Source organism: Nostoc sp. 'Peltigera membranacea cyanobiont' 232 (genome assembly GCF_002245985.1).
Lineage (GTDB): Bacteria > Cyanobacteriota > Cyanobacteriia > Cyanobacteriales > Nostocaceae > Nostoc.
In genome coordinates this window covers 1-20,394 of sequence record NZ_NOLK01000148.1, presented here as the reverse complement: position 1 = coordinate 20,394, position 20,394 = coordinate 1, and the positions used below count along the sequence as shown (strand labels likewise).

Below are 20,394 nucleotides of genomic sequence, written 5' to 3'. Positions count from 1 at the left end.
TCGCCAAAAGTCTCGGCGAGCCGCTATGAATGATCAGTATATGCTTTCCGTTTTGACGGCGGCTTTCTCAAACTTAACTCTCTGCTAGAATCCAACTGTCAATAGAGTTTGAGATGCGCTAACCCTGCGTAGACAAGCAGCATATAGTTTAGGAGAAATAGCTCCAAATAATCTCACTGCTATCAATGCATTAGTAGAGTTAATCAGGAATTCTCAATCGGAATCTACCCGTAGACAAGCAGCATATAGTTTAGGAGAAATAGCTCCAAATAATCTCACTGCTATCAATGCATTAGTAGAGTTAATCAGGAATTCTCAATCGGAATTAACTCGGAGCCAAGCGGCATATAGTTTAGGAAAAATAGCTCCTCCAAATCATTCCGATGCTATCACTGCATTAGTAGACTTAATAGGGAATTCTCAATCGGAATCTACCCGTATGCAAGTGGCAGAGAGATTACAAGATTTGTTAACAGAATCTAAAAATATGGCAGAAGTTGTCATCGCTTTGAAAAATTACTTATCAAATGAGGTTTACGAAGTTATCTGGCACTGCGCCCAAACAATGACTTATCCAGCCTTTTATAACGCCTGTGCTGTCACACCGACTGTCGCCTAACGTCAGAGCAGTACTTTGAGGCTCTGATTACACGTAATAGCCCTAACGTGTAAGACAGGGTTAAAAGCCTTGATATTCCGTTGTAATAAACAGACACTTGAATTCGGGGGTAAATGAGCAATCGATACTGTTGGCGAATGTAATACATTTTTGTCTTATAAAGTATTACGTAAGCTCAAACCTTCAATCTGTGGTTGCGGCTTTTAGTTGTAACACTTTTGTTTGTGCGTTTGTAATACTTTCGCCAACAGTATCGGATGCTCATTTCACCCCTTTATCCTCAAGGTAAACTGTACCCGTTGTCAAAATTTGAATTTGGAATTACTGAAAAAATCGTAATAAAACCATCATCTGAATACATAAATGGTAATATAATTCCCAACTAAAGAATATACTGATTTAAAAATGAGTTCAATACGGATGAAGGCTGCTATCCTTCCAGCTTCAGTGCTTTTGGGTAGCCTCAGTTTTCTATGGGTAAATGCACCTCAGGCAGATGCAGAACTACTAATTGGAAATAGTGACAGCAATAGTATTATTATTTTTGACGAACAGACTGGAAACTTTAAAGGTAACTTTACAACACCTGGTAGTGGTGGGCTACGTAGCCCTGATGACTTAACCTTCGGAGGGGATGGTAATCTTTATGTGAGCAGTGGTGGTGACTCCGGCCTCAACCTTTTTGATCCTTCCTATCCTAAAGATTCTGCGGTTCTGCGCTATAGCCCTAAAGGAAAGTTCTTAGGCGTAGCTGCATCTGGACATGGATTAACACGTCCCTATGGTAAAGCTTTTGGGACAGATGGCTCCCTTTACGTTAGTAGTTTTCGTACTAACCAAATATTACGATTCGACGGTAAAACCGGAAGATTTTTGGGTGTTTTTGCCTCAGATAATAATAATGGTCTAGGCTCACCAAACGGATTGAATGGTCCGAATGGTTTGTTGTTTGGTAAGGACTGTAGCCTCTATGTTGTTACAGAAGGTACAGCAAATGATGCTTCTGGGAACCTAGTTTTTCCTTACGAAAGCCAGGTTTTACGGTACAGCCCAGCACAGGTAGCTGGTAACAAGCCAACTACAACCCCCAGTGTTTTTATTTCGCAGCCGCTCCCGTTACCAGAAAGTTTTGGATTTGTCAGTCTGCTGGGATTAGTCCAGGCTCCCAACGATGACATCTTAGTTAGTGACTTTGCAGGTGGTATCAGGCGTTATAGCTCGTCGGGTGTATTGCTTAGTACATTATCGACCAATTATACAGGTACTACTCCTAGTAACAATTTTATTGGCTATTTAACTTTCGGAACTGGTAATTCTAGAAAGAACCTCTATACAGTTGGGTTTGATTTTCAGAATAACAATATTGGCTCAATCCTGGCTTATCAATATGCTCAAGGAAGTTCTACCAATTTCTCTGGTAATCAATTTACTAATAATAGCTTAGTACGTCCTATCGGCATTACTGCTGTACCAGTACTAGATATAGAAAATTTCAATTCCAAATCCAGTTGTCAAGTCAGAAATTAAATCGCCTTGATATTTAACAATTTATCAACGAAGGAAGAAGTTTGAAGGAAGAAGGAAGAAGGAATTTCTTCAACAGCACTTCATATAGGGGTTTAAAACCCCATCCCCTATGGGTTGCCCGTTTTAGGTTGGGGTTTCAATCCCCATCCTAAAACTAAACTTCTTCCTTCTTCCTTGAACGCCATCTTTGTCATATTTCTCGACATTTTCCCCAACAGGCGACAGCATCGACAATGCCACCGCCCTTATCCTTATTGGATTAATGAACCGCAACTATCTAGCGGTGACAAGCTGACCTGTAAAGAAGAATGGTTAATATTTTGCCTTGTCCGTTGCCGCTAACCTTCATCTTTTCTACTTTCTAGGGGATTACACGTATGAGCCATTACGTGTAATAGTTGCCTATATATATTGATCTGGCGTGATAGCTTTTTTGGCATTGAGCCGACAATCGGGTAATTTCCATTTATTTCTCCATCTGGTCATTCGTTGCGATCGCTTTCAAGACTGCACTCCCATGCAATCGCGTCAAATCTCGCCACTGTTTCAAATACCGTAATATGCTCTACGCTACTGGCGAGGTTTACCCTGTCGTAATTTGGCGAGAATCAAAACAGCTTGTCAACGTACTCTTGTAGATCACTGCGTTTAACTCGCCAACCCTTGCCAATTACTTTGGCTTTTAACGAACCCGCCGTAATTGCATCTCGCAGGAATTCTCTAGACAACCCAGTTAGCGCTTGTGCCTCTGCAATAGTCAGTAGTAGCTTATCGGCGATCGGCACTACTGGCTGATTGTCGCCTCTGCCCAGTAACCCTTCAATGATTGAGGATAATTTATCAATTACCCTAATCTCGCCAAACTCCGCAATCTCGCCAGAAGAATGCACTAATTTACCTGTCTGTGGCTGTTGCTCTGTCGCTATTTGACGAGATTCAAAGGCTGGTTTTACGGTTGGTTGGTTCAGTTCTTCCTTAAATGCTTCCAGTTCGGTTTGATCAAAGTTAGCAGTCGGTCTAGTTTTACCTTTCTCGTAGGTAACGCTGATTCGCCCTTGCTGGACGTAACGCTCTAATGCCCTAACACTGACATCCAAGTAATTTGCTGCTGACTGCTTGTTCATAAATCTCGCCAAATATCGCAACTCGCCAAAATAGTATCAATGATTGGCGAGTTTTGGCGAACTTTAGGTTTATGAATTTATGGAACTGGCTAATTTATAGCTTCAATCTTACGTGACAGTTTTTGTAGTTATAGCAACTATTAATCACGGTTTTAATTGGAAATTCAGATTTTTGCTCGGAATATCTGATAATTTGAGTGTATCTGAATATCAATTACTATTGAATTTACTTGTAAAGTTATGTCAAGAGATTATAAAGGAAGAAATCTACGCGGTTACTCATTTAAAGAGGATATTAACCTTAACGAAGCAAACTTTTATGAAGCAGATATCCGTGGTGCTGATTTTAGTGGTGCTAATTTAACAAATGCAAATTTCACAAAGGCAAAAATCAATGGGGTTAATTTTACTGAAGCTAATCTGAGTGGTGCAATATTAGATGAAGCTATATGTGGAGTAAAAACATGGTGGACTATTTCAGTTCTGATAATATCTTTATTTATAATGTCATTATCTGGATTTAGTGGAAGTATTATTATTAGTTGTAATTTTTATTTCTTTTCACGTTTTCGTGGTTTTACTAAAAATATTTGCACTATTTTAATATCTGTTATTTATATTGGTTGGCTGCATGGTTATTTTTTGATAAAAATATCAAATGATTTATCCAAAAAAATAGGGAAAATTGATCAAAGTTATTTGATATATATAGGAGTTTTTATTATTGTTATTGTTGGAATTTTTATTCCAGTTATAGAAACTTTAGATGATTCTAGAAATGAGAATACGCAAGTTTTTCTAAATATTGTACTCTTTTCTATAATTGTTGTTCTTATAAATTTCATTTTAATAATAAACTTTTCAGATCCAAAATATGATATATCTAGACGTGTTGCCGGAGCATTTTTTGGCTCATGTTTAGGAATTGTAATTAGCAATGAAGCAATTATAAAAAAAGAGAAAAGATATGTTTGGATTTGGAATTTATTTGTATATCTTATTTCTGTGCAAAGTACTAAATTTCATAGCTCAAATTTAAAAGATGCCAGTTTAGTTCATGCAGACATTAAGGGTAGTAGTTTTTTAGAATGTACAGTAATACGAACAGATTGGGAAAGAGTTAAAAATATTGATTGTTCTAGAATTAAAGTAAATCATTTAGATGATTTAAAAATTCGGTGTTTACTTGTCCAGAAACAAATTGGAAATGACACGGATTATCAAGGTATGAATTTACAAAACTTAAATTTTGCTAATGCTAACCTAAATATGATTAATTTATCTAAAGCAGATTTGAGTAATTCTAAATTAATAGAAGTTAAATTACAAGAATCTATTCTTAATTCAACACAATTAGATAATGTTGATTTAAGGGGAGCAAATATTACTGGAGCAAAAATTGAAATAAGAAGTATTCCTGCTACAGCACAATTAGATGGATTAATTTGTAATTTTTTTGACCCACATTCAAATATAAAACAACGTTATCCAAAAAATGAAAATAAAAATTTAACTTCTGAAGAGGCTATTAAAGTATTACAGAAACCATCAGAAATTAACTTAATTTTTAAAGAAGATGGTATTGATTGGCAAGCATTCTTACAAGGATTTAAAAATTGTTTGGAAGATTTTGATATTTCCCCTGATAATTCAGACAACTTAATACAAGCTTTTGAAAGAGAATTAAACGGTGATTTTGTTATTCGATTAAATGTTCCAGACAATGTAGATAAAGTAGAATTTGAACAGAAAATAATACAAGCATATAATAAACGTATAGAATATTTAAGGAAAAAATATCGAAATAGTTTGAATACAACGGATATTGATTTTCAAGAGAATACAAGTATGTTAAAAATTACTGAACAACTTGCTTATCCTGAAACTCGTATCATCCAGAATATAAGTATATTGCAACCTAATAATGGAGAAATAAATATGACTAACAACCCCGGTGGATTTTCAGTTCGTGGTTCTGTAGGTGGCGATATCAGAAATTTGCAAGGCGATAACAACCGCGCAATTCAAGGTGACAATAACCAAGGTGTGCTTGGTGATAATAATCAAGTAACGCAACAGAATCAAGTGGGTGCAGATACTATAGAATCACTCACTAAAGAGGATGTTGTTAAATTACTGGCTCAACTAGAAACTTTAATTAAAGGGGCAGAATTGCCAGCCGATACTAAGGAAGAAGTAATTGAAGATTTGAGTGCAGCTAAGAAAGCAACGGATAAAGAAGAACCAAATAAGCAACGAGCATTAGAGCGTTTAACAGGTGTGGCAGAAACACTTGAAAAAACTAGTAAGAGTGTAGAGGCAGGACAGAAAATTTGGACAACAGCCAAGCCGATTATTGTCAAAGTTGCAAGCTGGCTGGGAGCGGCGGCTGGTTCTCACCTGTTGGGATTGTAGACTGATTTATGAGTCAGCAGCCACCAGAAAACTTTGAGTCAACCAATTCCCGACAAAAGCGCGATCGCACTTGCGGGTTTATCGGGGACTAAATGCTTTACAATGGGCGCTTTTGCCTCGATATATCCTCAGTGTCAGATGAATCACTACCGTATTGCCTTTAGTTATGCTTTAATTACCTGCTAGCTTCTAAAAAAATCTTGATTAATTAAATACAATAATTAATTGTATTGTCTGCTATACGCATGAAAGCTTTTTGTAATTGTTGGATTTGAGAAAATTGATTTGGAGACCACGCAGCGCGATTTGATAAAGTCCTTATGCGTCTTGTCTTTACAGGTACCATTCTAGACAATTTTGTTATTGGACAGTTTAGCCACATACTATTTTGAATAAGAATATTCATATCCTCTATTCCTCCAAGGTAAAACACTTCATTTGGTTTATTTTTGATAATTAAAGCCTCGTTTGTTTCTTCTTGCATTTTGAGAGCAAATCTTTGAACACTTTTTGCTATATCAGAAGCCATGACATTATCTGCTGCCATAATTTCTCTTGTTAATTGATGTTTAGGTTTTCTTGTATCATATCCATTAAAAATCCAACCTGCAAACATAGGCTTTCCAAGATTTAAATATTTTCTGCTATGAGGATTATTTCTGTTATACTGACCACATCCTAATTGCCATTCATTAATAAAACGTGGTAATGTTTCACCTATAAGCTCTACGCAATATGAGCAGAATATATCAGATGTACAAGGAACGATAAAATAATTTGAAGAATAAAAAGCAATTCTAACCAAATTACTAAATGAAGGTGGTAAATCAATTAATACGTAATCATAAGAACAAGACCTGTTAGCTTCTTCTATGATTCTATTTATTATTGAATATTTTTCAAGTCCATTACCAGTAAGCAAATCAGAACCAACGCTAAGAGATTCCGAATAAACGTTGAGCCAAGCATCACTAGCGATTAAATCAACGTCATGATGAGTGTGAAATCCTTTATGTGTATATAGTTGTAACTGTCCATCATTCTGTAAAAAAGGCTGTAAGAAAGCTCTTACTGTAGTTCCGTAAGGAGTATTTGGACTTGGAAGAATATTTTGAAATCTTTTACCCAGGATGGCTATTGAAAGATTAGATTGTGGATCGAAATCTATTAAAAGTACTTTTTTACCCTTACGTGCAAGTGCATCTCCTAAATTCCATGTAATAGTAGTTTTTCCAACGCCACCTTTGTTATTGAATACTGAAATTACTTTAGTCATTTTTGGTAACATAAATTAAAATCGCTGTTTAATAAACATAATTTAAGTATTCCCACAAACTGAATGAAAAATTCTTATAAAATAAACGATATTAGTCTTAGCCCGATATGACCAGAATTTTTACAAATCACCCCAATCAAAATTCAGAAACCGTCGAGCATTCAGCTTGGTATATTTTTCAGTGTGTTTGATATCGCGGTGTCCCAGGAAGTCTTGGATTTCTCTGGTGTTGTAACCCTAATTTACCAAATAGTAACCGCAAGCATGGCGCATCATGTGACAGTGAACTTTGATATCAAGCCCAGCCTGTGCCGCCAATCGCCCAAGCAGCTTTCGCACCGCATCAGTGGACATCACCTCACCACGCTCGGAAACGAAGATATATTTGCTATCTGGCAACATCTCTCTGAGTTCTTTGAGCAAAACTAATTCATCGTCTCTCAAGGGATGCACCCCTGAATCACTGCCCTTTTCCCTGGTGATGAAAATCTGACGTTCGGCCCACATCAGGGCATCCCACCGCAACCCGCACTTAGCCCCTACAGCTTCCCCCACCCTCAGACCGTGGCGAAACATCATCAGCATCAGTGTATAATCACGGTGAGCATAACGAGCTTTGCGCTCAAATGCGGCATCAAGAAGACTTCGCACCTCACTTGGTGTAAGGTATTCTCTAGACCTATAATGCTTGTTTGGTAGACGAGTTGGGGGTGGCGGCCTCATTTATTCGTAAGGGTAGTGTCCGGTTTACGCGGGGTATTATGGACAGTCTACCGCGCTACAAGCCCCATTACTCCGTTGAGAGACGCGCCACTTAGAAGTTATTGCAAATAGTTATCAATTGATAAATACGTCCATCTTGGGCTAATGCCGAACAAAGTGCGATTGCGCGATTGCGTACCCGCCCGCTGTCAGCGATCGTGCAGCGCCTTCTTACGATCGCGGTCGTTGTCTAAACCGTGACTGAAGATTAACTCTTCAGCAAAGCTTGAATTTTAATAGTTATTTTTAACTTCTTTTTACACTATTAAGTAGTTCTAGAAAATCATAAACAACTCTTTCGGCTCCGTTCCCATTGTCTTCCCTAACAGACTCAGCAGAGTATGAATACATTTGAATACTAGCTTTAGCAAGGCGATTTCTTCTAGAATTATCTAGTTCTGCTTGATTAGGTAAATTATGTTGTTTACCATCTACTTCTAGAATGCCCCATTTACCATTAGCACAAATAAGAAAATCAGGATAAATTTTCACTCGTGAGCCATCAGCTAAAACACGAGCAAGACAATTTGGAAAATAAACTAATTTTAAACCATTAATTTTATTCTTAACTTTCTCTAAAGCTTGAGCTAGTAACATTTCTTCCATTGAAGCAAAACGCATACCTTCCCAAGTTACAAGCTTTTCTGACCGGATAAATGTACCCTGATTGAGTGATTGACCAGATTCCAATAAATTAAGAAGTTCTTGTCTCCAATTATCATTAGACTGAACACGTTTAGCAACTATGCTGAATGTATGTATGTGATGTATTTGACCATAATCTCCCGGTTTCATTGATAACTCTATCGCTTCCTTAAGCGATTTTTTAACTTCATGATTAATATTTTGTACTATTGATGGCTCGACATGTAAGACAGCTTTAGAAATCCAACATTCATTATTTTTTTCATCAATATGTTCAACAAAGGGTGATTTTTCATCGGGTTCTTCTTGGTCATCATAATTTTTATAGCATTGCCATTTTTCCCAAATTTGTAATTCTGAAAGAGCAATAATTATACAAAGTTCATTTTGTTGTTTAGCTAGTAAATATTGAGAAGCAGTAGCAAGTGTATCATTACAATACTTCTCCGATAGCTCAACTAATTTTTCGTACCAATATCCCATTCAAAATTTACCTTGAAGCTTACTTTTAAAGTTGTTTTCATAGCATATCCTGCAATCGCTGATAAAGGGTTTCTGGAACAGCAAAAGATGCATTACGCATTCCATCTACCAGATCCTGTAGTAGTTCTCTTGGAGGATACATTTCACTAACCCAATCAGTGAGAATATCTGGAATCGTTAGGAAAGAAATGCCCAAAGCTTGCGCTGCTTGGCAAGCTATCTCATCACTGGATAGGAAAACAGATGTGAGTAGCGTTCTCTCAGAGAGTACCAAGCAAGCTGCTTCACCACGACCTATGCCATACAACTCCCCAAGTCTTTCTCGTCTGGGGAGTTCTTCTATTTGCAACGGTTCAATAAAAAGACTCCCCGCCTGGATATGGCGAGGAATCTGTGTGGCGTTCTGAAGGCGAACTTGGAATCGTTGTCCTTGAAGTCCTGGCAGAGTTTGAGCTTTGCGTTGAGCGTAGCGTAGTCCTCTAGCCAATTCACTCAACTCCTCATCGGATACATTAGGGGGTAGGCTGTTTTCATCTTGGTTGTAAACTTCAGTTGGAAAGCAAGCCAATGAGGTCTTTAATGCTGACAGTAAAATGTCAATTCCTTGAGGGTAAGCGAATGCAAAGACACGTAATACAACTGTATCCAGAACAAATTTAGGCATAGGCTTCCTCAGAATCTTCGGCAACCTCTCCATAGAGCCGATCCTCCAATTCGAGGTCACTGATTCCAAGGTTCTCAGCTACTTTTCTAAGAGAAAGTAGTCCTTTCTCAAGTGCCTGATAGCTCAACTCCACAAAAATTCTAGGTAAGCGATCTTCAGGTGCTAGAGGACGGACACCAAACTCGTAAGGTAATGGGCTATAACCTAATGATTTAGCTAGAGTGACTGGTTTTACGCCTTTGAATACATCCTTAGAAGCACCTAGCTTGCGATCTGTCTCTAATCGATGAACAGCCGCTTTATAACTCACCCCAAAATAACGAGCAATATGAATCACTTCTTCAGGGTGCTTTACAGTTTTGATTGTCATTGCTTCTAGCCTTTCTTGCAGACCCTCCTGGGGAATCAGGAAGTAAGAGGCAAAGCGATCCGCTAACTCTTCTAATGGCTCAGATGTTTGTTCAGAAACACGACAGAGAACTGCCGGACGGTTCCAGTGAAACAAGCTATGAGCTATTTCATGACTCAGAGTAAAAGGATAACGTGTATAAGCTTGAGTCTCATTGAAGACAATAATAGCACCGAGATATGGATGCAGAAAGAAAAGGCCTGAAAGAGCTTCCTCCCCTTCTCCCAAAGGAATCGCAAAAACTTGATACCCTTGAGCGTCTAGAAAACTCTTGACATTTAATAATGGCGCAATTCCTAAGTTGTAATAACGGCGAACTCTCTGAGCCAATTCTGCTACTTGGTAATCGCTGTATTCTTGGTTAGGAAGTGCAGCAAATGGATGATGTGGCATTCCAAGGAAAGGGGTGGCTGTTAGTCGATATAGATCCTCCAAAACGTGAATAAGCCCAATTAATTTGGCAATTCCTGCTTTACTAACAGATGCCAAAGTTTTAGCCATTGTCCGCAAGGCTGTCTCCCAGTCAGATTGCTCCTGCTGGTTTGTTGCATCGAGCGCTGTAAAGAAGTAAGTGACAGGCACTCCATAGAGTCGAGCAATTCGCTCTAGCGTTAAGGCTTCAATTCTGCGCTTACCAGTCTCGTACTGACTGAGAGCAGCAGAGGTAATCCCCAATGCTTGAGCTGCCTCTCCTTGAGAAAAGCTACTTAACTCACGAGCCTGTCTTAGCCGCTCACCTAAAGCAAGTTCAGGTGATGCACGGTCAGAGAGATTACGCATAAACATTACCTCTTGTCATTTTTTTAACAATTTGTTATTTTTTTCTTATGACACCTTCTATTTTAACAGATATGAGGTGTAAGGCAATATCTATCTTTTTTCAGAATTAAAAACATCTTGGAAATTCTTCAATGATTATCAAAAAGAAACGGATTCTTAATCTGGAAGCCTACTTGAACACCATCATACTAGGTAGCAAGATCGTGTTTAGTGTCAGCGAACTTCAGCGGTTTGAAGAGGTATTGCCACGAGTTGGTTTTACAATGACGCTCGAAACAGGGGAACTGGTACTCCCGGCTCCCATTTTTGGTGCAAGAAGTCGCTTTAATGCATCTGGATCTCACCTAGTTCACCGTAATCTTCCAAAGGAAGAAGTATGTCATCTGGTTGAGTGGCACTGGAAGCAATGGGCAGGTGGTGGACAGCTAGAAGAGAAGTCAGATTGGCGCGATCGCTGCCGTAAGCGCTATCCAAGAACTCCAATTCCAGCACCAAGTGTTGAATTACAGATTGCCAACAATTCTCAAGGAAAAAAGATTGTCATTAGTCCTGCCCTTGAGTACACGCTTAAAAACCGATCACTCCTTTTACATATCATCAACTTGTTTCTGGAGATTTTTGGTGAGTGCGAGATTTTACAAGAAAATCTAGAAGCAATTATCAAAGTGCCACTCAAGCGCTTGAACTGGACGATTCTGCGAACGGGTCGTTATCCGTGGAATCAACTTCAGCAGGTTGTTCATGGCATCATTGAGCGTGCGCCCCTCGGCAATCAAACACTTATTAATAATCGGCTTGCTACTATCAATCAGTACGAACCTAGTTTTGTTGCTATTGGTCAAGCAGGCTTTAGCGGTTACTTTGTGTTTGGATTTCCTGCTAAAAAGCTGTATGTTCTGGAAAGTCTTGCCTGCAACAATGCCACCTATATTTTGGATAAAGATTGGGAAAATTTATCTCGCCTAACCAAGGCTGAGATTTTGGATGCTAGTTTACATAAAGAACGAGTGATTCATCGAAGAGGGTGGCACACAAAAGTACAGAAACTACTGGCTCCATAGTTCTGTATAGAGTAAATAAAGTAGGACTCACTTTTAAGCTAAGTTCGTTATACACCCAACTTGGCTTAAAAGTATGCCCAAAGCAGGAGAAAAGCTAACTTCTGTCCGAAAGACAATCTTTGTCTAAATCACCAAATAACCCGTATACAAGCAAAATTTGATAAGTCAACACCGTTTGTTCATTTCAAACTCAGTTTGGGAATACTTATAAATAAATTGTAATCATCATACAAATATAAGTTTATGGCTACGCATAACCCCAAATTTTATACTATCGACACCGATGGAAACATTATTTTACATTCTAAACATGTAAACGAAATTGTAGATGTTCACATTAATAAGGAAAAACGTCGTTTCTCCGGTGTAAAAAAAGACGGTGATTTAATAGAATACGACTGTGATTTTGGAAGTGATTTTGCTCAACCAGTAATGCTTTATAAAATCTACTATTGCTTTAAAAATGATACTTGGGGAGTAGGATACCGAATAAAAGGTAGTAAAGAAAAGAAATGGCTCGACGGGTTTAAAACAGCTAGAGAAGCTTGGTTATATAGACAAGTCTTAATAGCTGGAGGTTTTGCTGAAAAAGATACCGTATATCTGACGATAGAGGAATTTAATAATTTACGATGAGACTGATAAGTAAAAGTTGCGAGAATCGATTTTCTCTACAGCAAACTGGGAACACTGAAGAGTGACAACCTAATAGGTCGAACTAAAATGACTACAAAACGCCATGACCTTGCTTACCCAAGCCATGTAGAAGAGATGAGTACAAATTTTGGGTTAACCAAAAGAGAAGTTTTTGCCGCCCAAATACTCGCTGGATTGATGAGTAGAAGCGGAGAAACTGAAATAGATTGGCAAACTCCCTTAGCTGTCAAACTAGCAGACAAACTAATAGATGAATTGAATAAGAGTCATCACTACAATACATAAGTCCAAACGCCCTAATCTATCACAGATGGGGCTTTTTTTTAGCCTTGGTGACGTGAGAACGAATCGGACGATAGGATTAAAGTTTGCTCCCCGCGTTTGGGTACTAATAAAGAAAGCTAGTCAACATCAAAGGATCTAGCTTTTTCGCTCATAGAGAATATTCCTTAGTCAATTACAAACGTCTCGCAGAGAGATGCATCTCGGTTCCCTTGCTCGGTAAATACAGTCACAATTCCATTCTTGGAGTCGTAGTTAATCATCTCACCTGCGAACTTGACCGCACCACTAAGCGATCGCACTTCAACTTGACAACCAACAAACCCTGCGATGTCCCCGCCGTCTTTTTCAATCTGCAACAGTGAGTATGAGAACTCAGACTCAGCTTTTACCAAAACAGTATCGGATGCAATTGGCGCGGCGATCGCTGCCTGATCCTCAGTTGGCATACCCGCACCACTTTCTAGTTGATCCGCACCAGTGACGCAGGACTCCCCGCAGCAGTTTTCCAAGTCAGGTAAGGGTTCCGCACTACCCGCACCAGTTGAGGTGGCATATTCTTCTTTTTCCATTGGGATAGGAAGCGATTGAATTTTCACCTCTGACTCTTCAATGTTATTTTCCTGTAAATCTGAAAAAGTGGTGCGGGTGGTGCGGAAGTCCTGATAATGCGTTGTTTCTGGTGCGGAAAGTGGTGCGGAAGTGGTGCGGGTTTCGTCTAATGTGGTGCGGGTAACTGACAAAATGCCGATGCCTTTCAGTACTGGAATGTTTCTTTTAGCAATGTCACAGTACCTAGTTCCCTTGACAGCCTTGGGGAAGAGTTGAGCGATTCTGGCGATGACTTGGTTGATACCCTTTACGTTTTTGTCACTGGGTCTAACCTGTTCGCTCCACGTTCTGCGGTTGTTATCGGAATCTATAGTTAATGTGCCAGTTTGAGTGTAGTAATGTTCCAGTCTTACCCATAACTCTTTTGCAGTCATTTCCTTATCAGGGACATAGCCTATGTTTGCGGCTTCTATGAAGTCAAATAGGTGATTATTTTCTTTCTGAAGGTTGTAGAAAGCATCAGTTGTACATTCGTAATCAATGCCTTCTTCTATCAGGTCGTTGAGAGCTTTCAGCATTTTATTTAGGAATGCTGGGGCAACATGCGTTCTGATAAATTCCTTGTCGTAAGCAAAGCGGGGATCTGCTAGTAATTCATTTGGATTGTTAGGATCTGGATTTTTTTCAAAGGTTTTCTTAAACTCTAAAACTGCAATCCTGTCTTGAATTGCTTTCATTACCCCTTGGAGTGCTGGCGTTTCATTTAAGTTAAAAAGACCTATGGCTTCAGGGGTAAATTCGATGTGGTCTTTACCCTTCCGTTCACAATGCAACTTGTTACCAGTGACAAACAACTTTAAACTTTGGATTTTATCAATCCTAGATGTTTGCGGATTCTCAGAAGCCCAATTCACTCGGCTGTGCATCAATGGAGCTAAGTTAAACTTCCTGCCTTCGTCGTACAATTGGAAGTCTGCTAAAGAGACAGAAGTTAGTCCATTTTCGCCGTAAATGATTGATACACACTCGCGCAGAGCATCTTTACCGTTAGACCCAAGCCCAACTGCTAAAATTGCTTTTACCTCTCTTCCTCTGAGTTTCCTAACAGTTTGAAGGTCAATCGAAGCGGCAAGATTTCTTAAAAGAATTTCTTGCTGAGGTCTATCCAAACATGAAAGTAATCGGTCGCAATCTGTAGTATCAGCGTTAGGGTTGTACTCAATCAACGGTTCATAAATAAAGTAATCTTCGGGGGTATGCGGGTCAAGTCGTGGAATAACTTTACTACCTATCCAAACAGGTCTAACTATTCCATTGGTGCAGTTAATTCCTGGTGGATTGAGTAATTCTGCCTCAATTCCCGTTCGCATTTTTGCCCATTCCAAAACCTTCTTGACCGAACTGGGTGAAGCGTAAGGATAGGATTTTTTACCTTGCTCATTTTCAACTACAAAGGAATTGCAAAACTCGGTGATGCGCTTAATTTCTCTAGAGTCTGGAGAGTGTTCATAGTGGTTGCCAGTATGCCAGTAGAGTTTATCCGCAGCACAGATCCAGTTCTTGTCTGCATAGAGGGTTTGGTAAGCAATTTGAATGAAACTTACAACTGGATCTTGATGATTTGGAGCATCGCCAAGATTTTGTAGCTCTGCCAGTTGCGATCGCTGCGCTACTGCTGCGTGGATCTCCTGCTCTAACCGACGGATAAATTCTGGTGTTTCCATCTGCCCCAAGATTTCTTTGATGTCACTTGATTTATATGGTAAATCGGGGCAGATGTCGTGAGGGTTAATTCCAATAAATGCAATCCCCACCTCGTCGGCACAGTCCTGGCAGGTCTGGAGTTTCTTTAGCCCAGTGTCGTCAGCATCATGCAAAAAGATGATTAATCCTATACCTGAATCTTTGATAAGTTGGTATTGGGATGTGATTGTTTTCTTATCCCATGCACTGCCTTGAAACGTAATCCCAGCAAGACCATGTGCGCGACCAACTTCTACGCATCCCTCGCCTTCATGCTGAAGTAGTGCCGGGGTGACATTCACTGATTTAGCACAGGCAATTGCTTCATCAATGCGGTAAGCTTTCCAGGGTTCATCCCCTTTTCTCATCTCTGGAGTGCCATCTGGAAGCCTGTGCCATTGGCGGAAAGATTTATCTTTTCCCTTCTCTTTGATGTAATCTGCCCATTCATAGCGAATTACCCATTGGGTTTGTGAGTAAGGATAGATTGTTTGTGTTGCATTCCCTGGTATTCCCTTTGGGAGCTTGCAAGTTATGTTTTGAGTTTGGGGTATGTCAGTCGCCGCTTGGGTCAACATCACCAAGCTTGAGTCAAGGGGGATTGATGTTCCTTTGGGCTTGACCGTCTTAGCTTTGATTGGGTTTTTGTTTGGTGCTGCATTGAAATTAGTTTTTTGTCGCTCCGCCAGCACTTCATCCCAAGGTTTGATTGCCTCTCGGATGTCCTTGCACTCACAATTATTGAAGCATTGATACTTTCCGGTTTCTGGGACGATAGATAAGTTGTGCCCCCCGCAAACGGGGCAGATGTACTTGCCTTTTTCTTTGGCTGGTTCTAGCTGGTCTTGAAAATTTCGGATGTCGAAGGAGGCGAACGCCTCTGGCATAACGGAGCGGCCAACGCTCTCTTGTCCTTTTAAAATGGCTACCATTGTGAAATCCTTGTGAGGTAAATTGTGTGGGCTTTACCTCCCCTGAAGATTCACCAAAATTTTAATTAAATTTCTCTATAACCCGTTGTAGGAAGTTGTAAGAAGTACTAGGAACTGATAACATTAGGTTATAAAGAAATTTAATAGAGATAAAAATGATTGGGTGTCTTCTAGGACTGTTAAACAACTTGCAGCAAACAAGTTGAGTCTTGGGGAGGCATTCTTTTCTTATGTATATCTAGTGACATGACACTTAGAAAAGATGGACTAAGGGTATAGTCTTATTACATAGTAAATTATCTCAGCCAAAAAAAATAATAAATATCTCAGCTTTATAAAATAAAACAATTTATCTATTTTCCTCAAGCCAAGACATAGCAAAGCTTTTACAAGTTTTTAACTAACATTAAAAACCAGATAAATACCCCACTATATTAATACTATTAGTGTGACTAAAAATAATTCAATTTATTTATGCTGCCTCAACTTGACCTTAATCTAAGATTTTGACTGACTTAATACCTTGGCTGCATTTTGTCACTAATAGCCATCTTTTAGCCTCTGGTTCTAACGTGGGCATGATTCGGAAGTTGAAAATATCTGCCCAAGTTTCGATCCCGTGAGTGTTTGCAAAACTGACTTCAAGTTTCTTGAAGCGTACCCAATCGCGATCGCTGATAGCCGTCAAAACGGGGATAAATGTACTTAGTGGCATTAGAGTTGCTGTTTGAGTCAACATACCTGTTTTTATCTATAGCCTTTGAAAGCAATTCTACACCTAATACGCTAGTACGCAATTATCCTTGTGAATGCTGCTTATCCAAAAATTCCTGGACTAGCTCACAGATCACGGTGTCCATCGTCCGATTATTTTTAACGCACCACAGCTTAAATTCTGTGTGCATATCCTTTGGCATCCTTGCTCTAAGATGTGCCACTTCATCTGGTTTATCCCCTTTAGGTCTACCCACAATTACGCAATTACTCATAAACTCTACTTTTAGATTATCCACTTATAATCAGTAATTTTCATTTTTGCGTACTAGAGTTATAGCGTAATAGAGTAATTTGGTGTTATAGTGTGGCTATGGCATAAATGCCACGGTTTGACGAAGCCTGTATCAGATGGTTGAAACGGCAGAGTTACTTAATTAGCTACCACGCAAAAGCAGAGAAGGCAGAAACGCCAACGGCAGACAAGATACACGTATTCTTGGCGACTTCAGCCTGCAAATTTATTTTGAGGAGGATTTATGCGAGTAACAATCAGGCAATCTTTACACCCATTTATCAGCAATAAAGCGCAGGAATTAGGCATTAATGACCATGCAGAGGTCGTAAACTTCCTTTTACTCCAGATTTTGCAAAATTCGATGCTGGCACAGACTACTGCTACTGGGAGCCAAGATACTCAGTAGTGTTTCATAGATACGTTTCATGAAACAGTTTCAACGGTTGCATCAATGTTTCAGCCTCACAACAACCGTGAAACGCTACTTACACGAGCCTGAAACATGAAACATGAAACATGAAACGTTAGTTGATGATGACTACTTTTGCTTGTGACAGTGACGATAAAAAGTTGAGGGTAAAACGATATGTCAAGACCTAAAAAACAACCAACATCTATAAGCGCGGACGCACCCAACATAAACGAGGCTGAAACTATAACAGAGAAAGCATCAATGCCATCAAAAAAGGTAATTCATTTGATGCTAGATGCTGGACGCTCCAGTATTAAATATCAGGCTTTCGTTAATAACGAAACTGGCACAACACCAGTGATGAAGACCGAATCTTTGGTGTGTTGTGTGCCATCAGTACCATTTGGAGAATTAGGAGCTTTCAGCCTAAGCCGAGGCAAAGATGAAAACAACAAAGATGTTGTAGAGCATTGGGTTGTAGGCGACTCAGCTAGATTGCAAGGTAAGGAATATATAGCGATGAGTGATTCCGAGAATCACAAAGTACACTACTTCCCAATCCTTGCATTAGGCGCAATCGCATCTCTGCCGAATCTGCTTGAGTTGTCCACGGGTACAAGCAACAAGCGTAGAACCTTGCACATTCGTTTATCAACCCTCTCGCTAGCTTCTCCATTAGAACTAAAAAAAGCCATTGAACAATGCAAGTGGATAGCCGTAGATGGTGTTAGATACCGTCTGTGTTTCTCTAAACTTGGCTTTCTGGGATTTCCAGAGGGATATGGCGCATCACTTTGGGCAAGCGAACGCTTTGACGATAAACAGTTCCATACTTTTGATATTGGGTATGGTACAGCCACAATCAGCGAATACAGTAATCTCGGCAAATTACCAAAACGGGTAACTTGTAGTCCCAATGGTGGCGGTGGTGTCGCCACACTAATCAAAGAATTCTCTAGAGCATTGAGCAATACCGATTCTTCTAAAATGATTCGCCCCTCCCAACTGCGCGAGATTTTGGAAACTGCAACTGTTGGCGATAACGGCATAAGCGCGATTGCACCTGATGGCGAAGACATTGGGAGTGAGTTAGAGAACGCGATTCATTCATGGATGAAAGATTCTCCCTTGGCTTATGCCCTAGATGACATATCCGTGAAAGCCAGACGTAGCAAAGTAACTTTGTGTGGCGGTGCATTTGCGATCCCACCCGTGCAGATGTTGATCAAAGAAAGATTACTTAAATCTTGTATTCCAGAAAGTAATTTGTTGATCCCAGAAAATCCGGGAACCGTTGCTTTATCAGAAATGAAAAAACTTTACTTAGGAGAAACAACCGATGTTAACCAAGCGGCTTAATTACAACGTTCCTCAAGACTTGACTCCAGCCATCAGAATGCTTGCAGAAATGGATGGCACAACCCCCGCTTACTGGCTGAGAAAAGCTTTGGAGAAAGTAGTAAATGAAAGATTTTCTGTCAATAGCAATCATCAAATCAACTTAGGGGATTTGGAGGCGATAAGAGGTGAATAATATGATGAACAGTATTGTTAGCACAGAAGAAATCGTAATCATTCTGGCTGGTGTTGAGCAGACTTTAAGATTGATTCAAGCTACTCCCGAATACAGGAGACTGCAAACATCAGAGCATTTTACTACATCAAACGACTTGGTTTTGAATGATGCCATTCAATCAATATTTGAAGTTTTAGATGGCATTGAAAAAGTACAACTCGCTAACAGTTCTGATGAGTATTAATTGTGCGAACGCTTGCCCGGAGAAGAAAAGCGTTCACACAAACCAGCATCAGGCATTCAATCGATACACACATTAAGGATATCAAAATGGCGCACCCAGTAGGATATTACTCCCTCTCTCACGACAACGCACTGATTAAAGATATGTGTGAGACATGGGGGGAAGGACTAGAGAACATGAGCGAATCAGACACACTCTGGTTAATTGCAAAAATCGCTCATCAAGCATGGGTAGAGTGTGAATCTTCTAACCCTCCTAGCAACGAAGCGGAGTCAGTATTGAAACGACTGCATGAGTTAAAGCAATGGGAGAAGTTTGCACTGATTACCGCGATGGCACAGTGAGATGTACAAGAAGCAATTGTATTTAGCTTTGGCTGGAGTAAGTGTCTGCTTCTTGCCTGTAATCATCCCCTTAGTACCCAAGTTGGGGGCTTATGCAGAAGCCGAGAGATTAAAAGCCACCGAAGGATTAGAGCGTAAACGCATAGAAGAACGGGCTAAAACCAGTAATGCGTTATACGAGGCGGGAGTCATGCCCACAACTCGAAAACTGAGGATTACCAATTATTTTGACAGCAGTAAACGCAATCCCAGACCAGACACAACTCTTTATCAAGATGATGAAATTATTGATGTCTTTGACGCAACGGGTAGGTGCATAGGTCGGATTGAAGAAGGGATTTGGAAGTGGAAGCACAAAGCCAAAGGGATTTGTAAAACCGTTCAAAATATCAAACCAGTGAGGAGAAAATAATGGCGTTAGGTTCATCAAGTGCAGAAAGTAATAGCACTGGTAACAGCGATGGTAAACCTAAAGGTAAGAAGCGAACGCTTGGTGAAATCATAGATTTTTGTGCCAAGGCTGTTGTGATGATTGTCGGCTTACCCATTAGGGCAGCCGCCGCTATAGTCAATCAATTTGTTGCTAACGGCGGTGCGGGTCGTGCATTAGTTGGCGGGATTTTATTTATTGGTGGTTCTGTAATTAGTGCTGATTCAACTTGGCAATTAATCTTTCAAGGGCCGCCTGTTTGCCCGTGGTTTGAGCCGACTTGGAATTGGGTAAATGTGCCGTTTGCAGCGTTCAACCCTCTCTTTTACCTGGCATTCATAATTTCTGTAGGTGTTCAAGTAATCGAAGCCCATGCCTGAATGGCACTAAGAAAAGCTCTAAGCTATGCGGAATAGGCACTACAGATTTTAAAGCTATTGAACAGTGAAGGTTCAGGGATGGGATAGGCAATTGTCCTTGATGTAATACTGCGATCGCCATTGAG

General features: G+C 39.8%; 23 protein-coding genes. 14 read left to right on the top strand and 9 right to left on the bottom strand.

Annotated elements, in window-relative coordinates; all coding sequences use genetic code 11:
* Positions 1–124 precede the first annotated feature (124 nt).
* Both CDG79_RS45305 and CDG79_RS31910 read left to right on the top strand, forming a co-directional pair.
* Positions 125–619, top strand: a complete 495-nt coding sequence (locus CDG79_RS45305) for a HEAT repeat domain-containing protein (RefSeq protein WP_223278454.1) — start codon at positions 125–127, stop codon at positions 617–619.
* A gap of 420 nt (positions 620–1,039) precedes the next feature.
* Positions 1,040–2,146 (top strand): Vgb family protein, encoded by a 1,107-nt coding sequence (locus CDG79_RS31910; RefSeq protein WP_223278453.1) that lies wholly within the window; start codon positions 1,040–1,042, stop codon positions 2,144–2,146.
* Between the two features lie 608 nt (positions 2,147–2,754).
* Here the strand turns inward: CDG79_RS31910 and CDG79_RS31905 are convergent.
* Positions 2,755–3,270 (bottom strand): helix-turn-helix domain-containing protein, encoded by a 516-nt coding sequence (locus CDG79_RS31905; protein ID WP_094345700.1) that lies wholly within the window; start codon positions 3,268–3,270, stop codon positions 2,755–2,757.
* Between the two features lie 240 nt (positions 3,271–3,510).
* On the opposite strand from CDG79_RS31905, the gene CDG79_RS31900 reads away from it, so the two are divergent.
* The gene (locus CDG79_RS31900; RefSeq protein WP_094345699.1) at positions 3,511–5,685 is read left to right on the top strand and encodes a pentapeptide repeat-containing protein; all 2,175 of its coding nucleotides are present in this window, start codon (positions 3,511–3,513) and stop codon (positions 5,683–5,685) included.
* Between the two features lie 33 nt (positions 5,686–5,718).
* Positions 5,719–5,871 carry a hypothetical protein gene (locus tag CDG79_RS44260; RefSeq protein ID WP_223278452.1) on the top strand — a complete coding sequence of 51 codons (153 nt, stop codon included), beginning with the start codon at positions 5,719–5,721 and terminating at the stop codon, positions 5,869–5,871.
* A gap of 22 nt (positions 5,872–5,893) precedes the next feature.
* Here the strand turns inward: CDG79_RS44260 and CDG79_RS31895 are convergent, their stop codons facing one another.
* The 5 genes from CDG79_RS31895 to CDG79_RS31875 form a co-directional block, all read right to left on the bottom strand.
* A complete protein-coding gene (locus CDG79_RS31895) occupies positions 5,894–6,961 on the bottom strand; it encodes a ParA family protein (RefSeq protein ID WP_094345705.1) in 1,068 nt (355 codons plus the stop codon).
* Between the two features lie 237 nt (positions 6,962–7,198).
* Positions 7,199–7,684, bottom strand: a complete 486-nt coding sequence (locus CDG79_RS31890) for a tyrosine-type recombinase/integrase (RefSeq protein WP_223278451.1) — start codon at positions 7,682–7,684, stop codon at positions 7,199–7,201.
* Positions 7,685–7,969: 285 nt separating this feature from the next.
* Entirely contained in the window at positions 7,970–8,851 is an 882-nt protein-coding gene (locus tag CDG79_RS31885; protein ID WP_094345698.1) for a hypothetical protein, read from the bottom strand.
* A gap of 37 nt (positions 8,852–8,888) precedes the next feature.
* Positions 8,889–9,515, bottom strand: a complete 627-nt coding sequence (locus CDG79_RS31880) for a hypothetical protein (RefSeq protein ID WP_094345697.1) — start codon at positions 9,513–9,515, stop codon at positions 8,889–8,891.
* Complete coding sequence (locus tag CDG79_RS31875; RefSeq protein WP_223278450.1) at positions 9,508–10,704, bottom strand: helix-turn-helix domain-containing protein; 1,197 nt, start codon at positions 10,702–10,704, stop codon at positions 9,508–9,510. Before CDG79_RS31875 ends, CDG79_RS31880 begins: the two co-directional genes overlap by 8 nt.
* A gap of 131 nt (positions 10,705–10,835) precedes the next feature.
* On the opposite strand from CDG79_RS31875, the gene CDG79_RS31870 reads away from it, so the two are divergent.
* From CDG79_RS31870 to CDG79_RS31860, 3 genes are all read left to right on the top strand, one after another.
* The gene (locus CDG79_RS31870; protein WP_094345695.1) at positions 10,836–11,765 is read left to right on the top strand and encodes a hypothetical protein; all 930 of its coding nucleotides are present in this window, start codon (positions 10,836–10,838) and stop codon (positions 11,763–11,765) included.
* A 243-nt stretch (positions 11,766–12,008) separates the two neighbouring features.
* Entirely contained in the window at positions 12,009–12,401 is a 393-nt protein-coding gene (locus tag CDG79_RS31865) for a hypothetical protein (protein ID WP_094345694.1), read from the top strand.
* 87 nt (positions 12,402–12,488) lie between these two features.
* Positions 12,489–12,707, top strand: a complete 219-nt coding sequence (locus CDG79_RS31860) for a hypothetical protein (RefSeq protein ID WP_094345693.1) — start codon at positions 12,489–12,491, stop codon at positions 12,705–12,707.
* A gap of 164 nt (positions 12,708–12,871) precedes the next feature.
* Here the strand turns inward: CDG79_RS31860 and CDG79_RS31855 are convergent, their stop codons facing one another.
* The 3 genes from CDG79_RS31855 to CDG79_RS31845 form a co-directional block, all read right to left on the bottom strand.
* On the bottom strand, positions 12,872–15,931 hold the full coding sequence (locus CDG79_RS31855; protein ID WP_094345692.1) for a DUF5906 domain-containing protein: 3,060 nt from the start codon (positions 15,929–15,931) through the stop codon (positions 12,872–12,874).
* A 493-nt stretch (positions 15,932–16,424) separates the two neighbouring features.
* Complete coding sequence (locus tag CDG79_RS31850; protein WP_223278449.1) at positions 16,425–16,646, bottom strand: hypothetical protein; 222 nt, start codon at positions 16,644–16,646, stop codon at positions 16,425–16,427.
* Positions 16,647–16,728: 82 nt separating this feature from the next.
* Positions 16,729–16,920: a hypothetical protein gene (locus tag CDG79_RS31845; protein WP_141699832.1), complete on the bottom strand. Its 192-nt coding sequence runs from the start codon at positions 16,918–16,920 to the stop codon at positions 16,729–16,731.
* A 264-nt stretch (positions 16,921–17,184) separates the two neighbouring features.
* On the opposite strand from CDG79_RS31845, the gene CDG79_RS42950 reads away from it, so the two are divergent.
* From CDG79_RS42950 to CDG79_RS31815, 7 genes are all read left to right on the top strand, one after another.
* Positions 17,185–17,349, top strand: coding sequence for a hypothetical protein (locus CDG79_RS42950; RefSeq protein ID WP_176727217.1), 165 nt, complete (start codon positions 17,185–17,187; stop codon positions 17,347–17,349).
* Positions 17,350–17,529: 180 nt separating this feature from the next.
* On the top strand, positions 17,530–18,714 hold the full coding sequence (locus CDG79_RS31840; protein WP_094345691.1) for a ParM/StbA family protein: 1,185 nt from the start codon (positions 17,530–17,532) through the stop codon (positions 18,712–18,714).
* Positions 18,695–18,889 carry a hypothetical protein gene (locus tag CDG79_RS31835; RefSeq protein WP_094345690.1) on the top strand — a complete coding sequence of 65 codons (195 nt, stop codon included), beginning with the start codon at positions 18,695–18,697 and terminating at the stop codon, positions 18,887–18,889. The genes CDG79_RS31840 and CDG79_RS31835 overlap by 20 nt, the downstream gene beginning before the upstream one ends.
* A gap of 1 nt (position 18,890) precedes the next feature.
* Positions 18,891–19,115, top strand: a complete 225-nt coding sequence (locus CDG79_RS31830) for a hypothetical protein (RefSeq protein WP_223278448.1) — start codon at positions 18,891–18,893, stop codon at positions 19,113–19,115.
* Positions 19,116–19,201: 86 nt separating this feature from the next.
* Entirely contained in the window at positions 19,202–19,459 is a 258-nt protein-coding gene (locus CDG79_RS31825; RefSeq protein WP_143855637.1) for a hypothetical protein, read from the top strand.
* A gap of 1 nt (position 19,460) precedes the next feature.
* Complete coding sequence (locus tag CDG79_RS31820) at positions 19,461–19,871, top strand: hypothetical protein (RefSeq protein WP_094345688.1); 411 nt, start codon at positions 19,461–19,463, stop codon at positions 19,869–19,871.
* Positions 19,871–20,269 carry a hypothetical protein gene (locus CDG79_RS31815; RefSeq protein ID WP_094345687.1) on the top strand — a complete coding sequence of 133 codons (399 nt, stop codon included), beginning with the start codon at positions 19,871–19,873 and terminating at the stop codon, positions 20,267–20,269. Before CDG79_RS31820 ends, CDG79_RS31815 begins: the two co-directional genes overlap by 1 nt.
* The last annotated feature ends 125 nt before the right edge of the window (positions 20,270–20,394 follow it).

Coding starts and splice junctions, on each gene's coding strand:
- CDG79_RS31835 (WP_094345690.1), top strand. CDS start 18,695: ATGTTAACCAAGCGGCTTAATTACAACGTTCCTCAAGACTTGACTCCA.
- CDG79_RS31860 (WP_094345693.1), top strand. CDS start 12,489: ATGACTACAAAACGCCATGACCTTGCTTACCCAAGCCATGTAGAAGAG.
- CDG79_RS31895 (WP_094345705.1), bottom strand. CDS start 6,961: ATGACTAAAGTAATTTCAGTATTCAATAACAAAGGTGGCGTTGGAAAA.
- CDG79_RS31820 (WP_094345688.1), top strand. CDS start 19,461: ATGTACAAGAAGCAATTGTATTTAGCTTTGGCTGGAGTAAGTGTCTGC.
- CDG79_RS31865 (WP_094345694.1), top strand. CDS start 12,009: ATGGCTACGCATAACCCCAAATTTTATACTATCGACACCGATGGAAAC.
- CDG79_RS31875 (WP_223278450.1), bottom strand. CDS start 10,704: ATGCGTAATCTCTCTGACCGTGCATCACCTGAACTTGCTTTAGGTGAG.
- CDG79_RS31845 (WP_141699832.1), bottom strand. CDS start 16,920: ATGAGTAATTGCGTAATTGTGGGTAGACCTAAAGGGGATAAACCAGAT.
- CDG79_RS31815 (WP_094345687.1), top strand. CDS start 19,871: ATGGCGTTAGGTTCATCAAGTGCAGAAAGTAATAGCACTGGTAACAGC.
- CDG79_RS31870 (WP_094345695.1), top strand. CDS start 10,836: ATGATTATCAAAAAGAAACGGATTCTTAATCTGGAAGCCTACTTGAAC.
- CDG79_RS31890 (WP_223278451.1), bottom strand. CDS start 7,684: ATGAGGCCGCCACCCCCAACTCGTCTACCAAACAAGCATTATAGGTCT.
- CDG79_RS31830 (WP_223278448.1), top strand. CDS start 18,891: ATGATGAACAGTATTGTTAGCACAGAAGAAATCGTAATCATTCTGGCT.
- CDG79_RS31910 (WP_223278453.1), top strand. CDS start 1,040: ATGAAGGCTGCTATCCTTCCAGCTTCAGTGCTTTTGGGTAGCCTCAGT.
- CDG79_RS31825 (WP_143855637.1), top strand. CDS start 19,202: ATGGCGCACCCAGTAGGATATTACTCCCTCTCTCACGACAACGCACTG.
- CDG79_RS31850 (WP_223278449.1), bottom strand. CDS start 16,646: ATGCCACTAAGTACATTTATCCCCGTTTTGACGGCTATCAGCGATCGC.
- CDG79_RS31855 (WP_094345692.1), bottom strand. CDS start 15,931: ATGGTAGCCATTTTAAAAGGACAAGAGAGCGTTGGCCGCTCCGTTATG.
- CDG79_RS31905 (WP_094345700.1), bottom strand. CDS start 3,270: ATGAACAAGCAGTCAGCAGCAAATTACTTGGATGTCAGTGTTAGGGCA.
- CDG79_RS42950 (WP_176727217.1), top strand. CDS start 17,185: ATGCGAGTAACAATCAGGCAATCTTTACACCCATTTATCAGCAATAAA.
- CDG79_RS31885 (WP_094345698.1), bottom strand. CDS start 8,851: ATGGGATATTGGTACGAAAAATTAGTTGAGCTATCGGAGAAGTATTGT.
- CDG79_RS31880 (WP_094345697.1), bottom strand. CDS start 9,515: ATGCCTAAATTTGTTCTGGATACAGTTGTATTACGTGTCTTTGCATTC.
- CDG79_RS31840 (WP_094345691.1), top strand. CDS start 17,530: ATGTCAAGACCTAAAAAACAACCAACATCTATAAGCGCGGACGCACCC.
- CDG79_RS31900 (WP_094345699.1), top strand. CDS start 3,511: ATGTCAAGAGATTATAAAGGAAGAAATCTACGCGGTTACTCATTTAAA.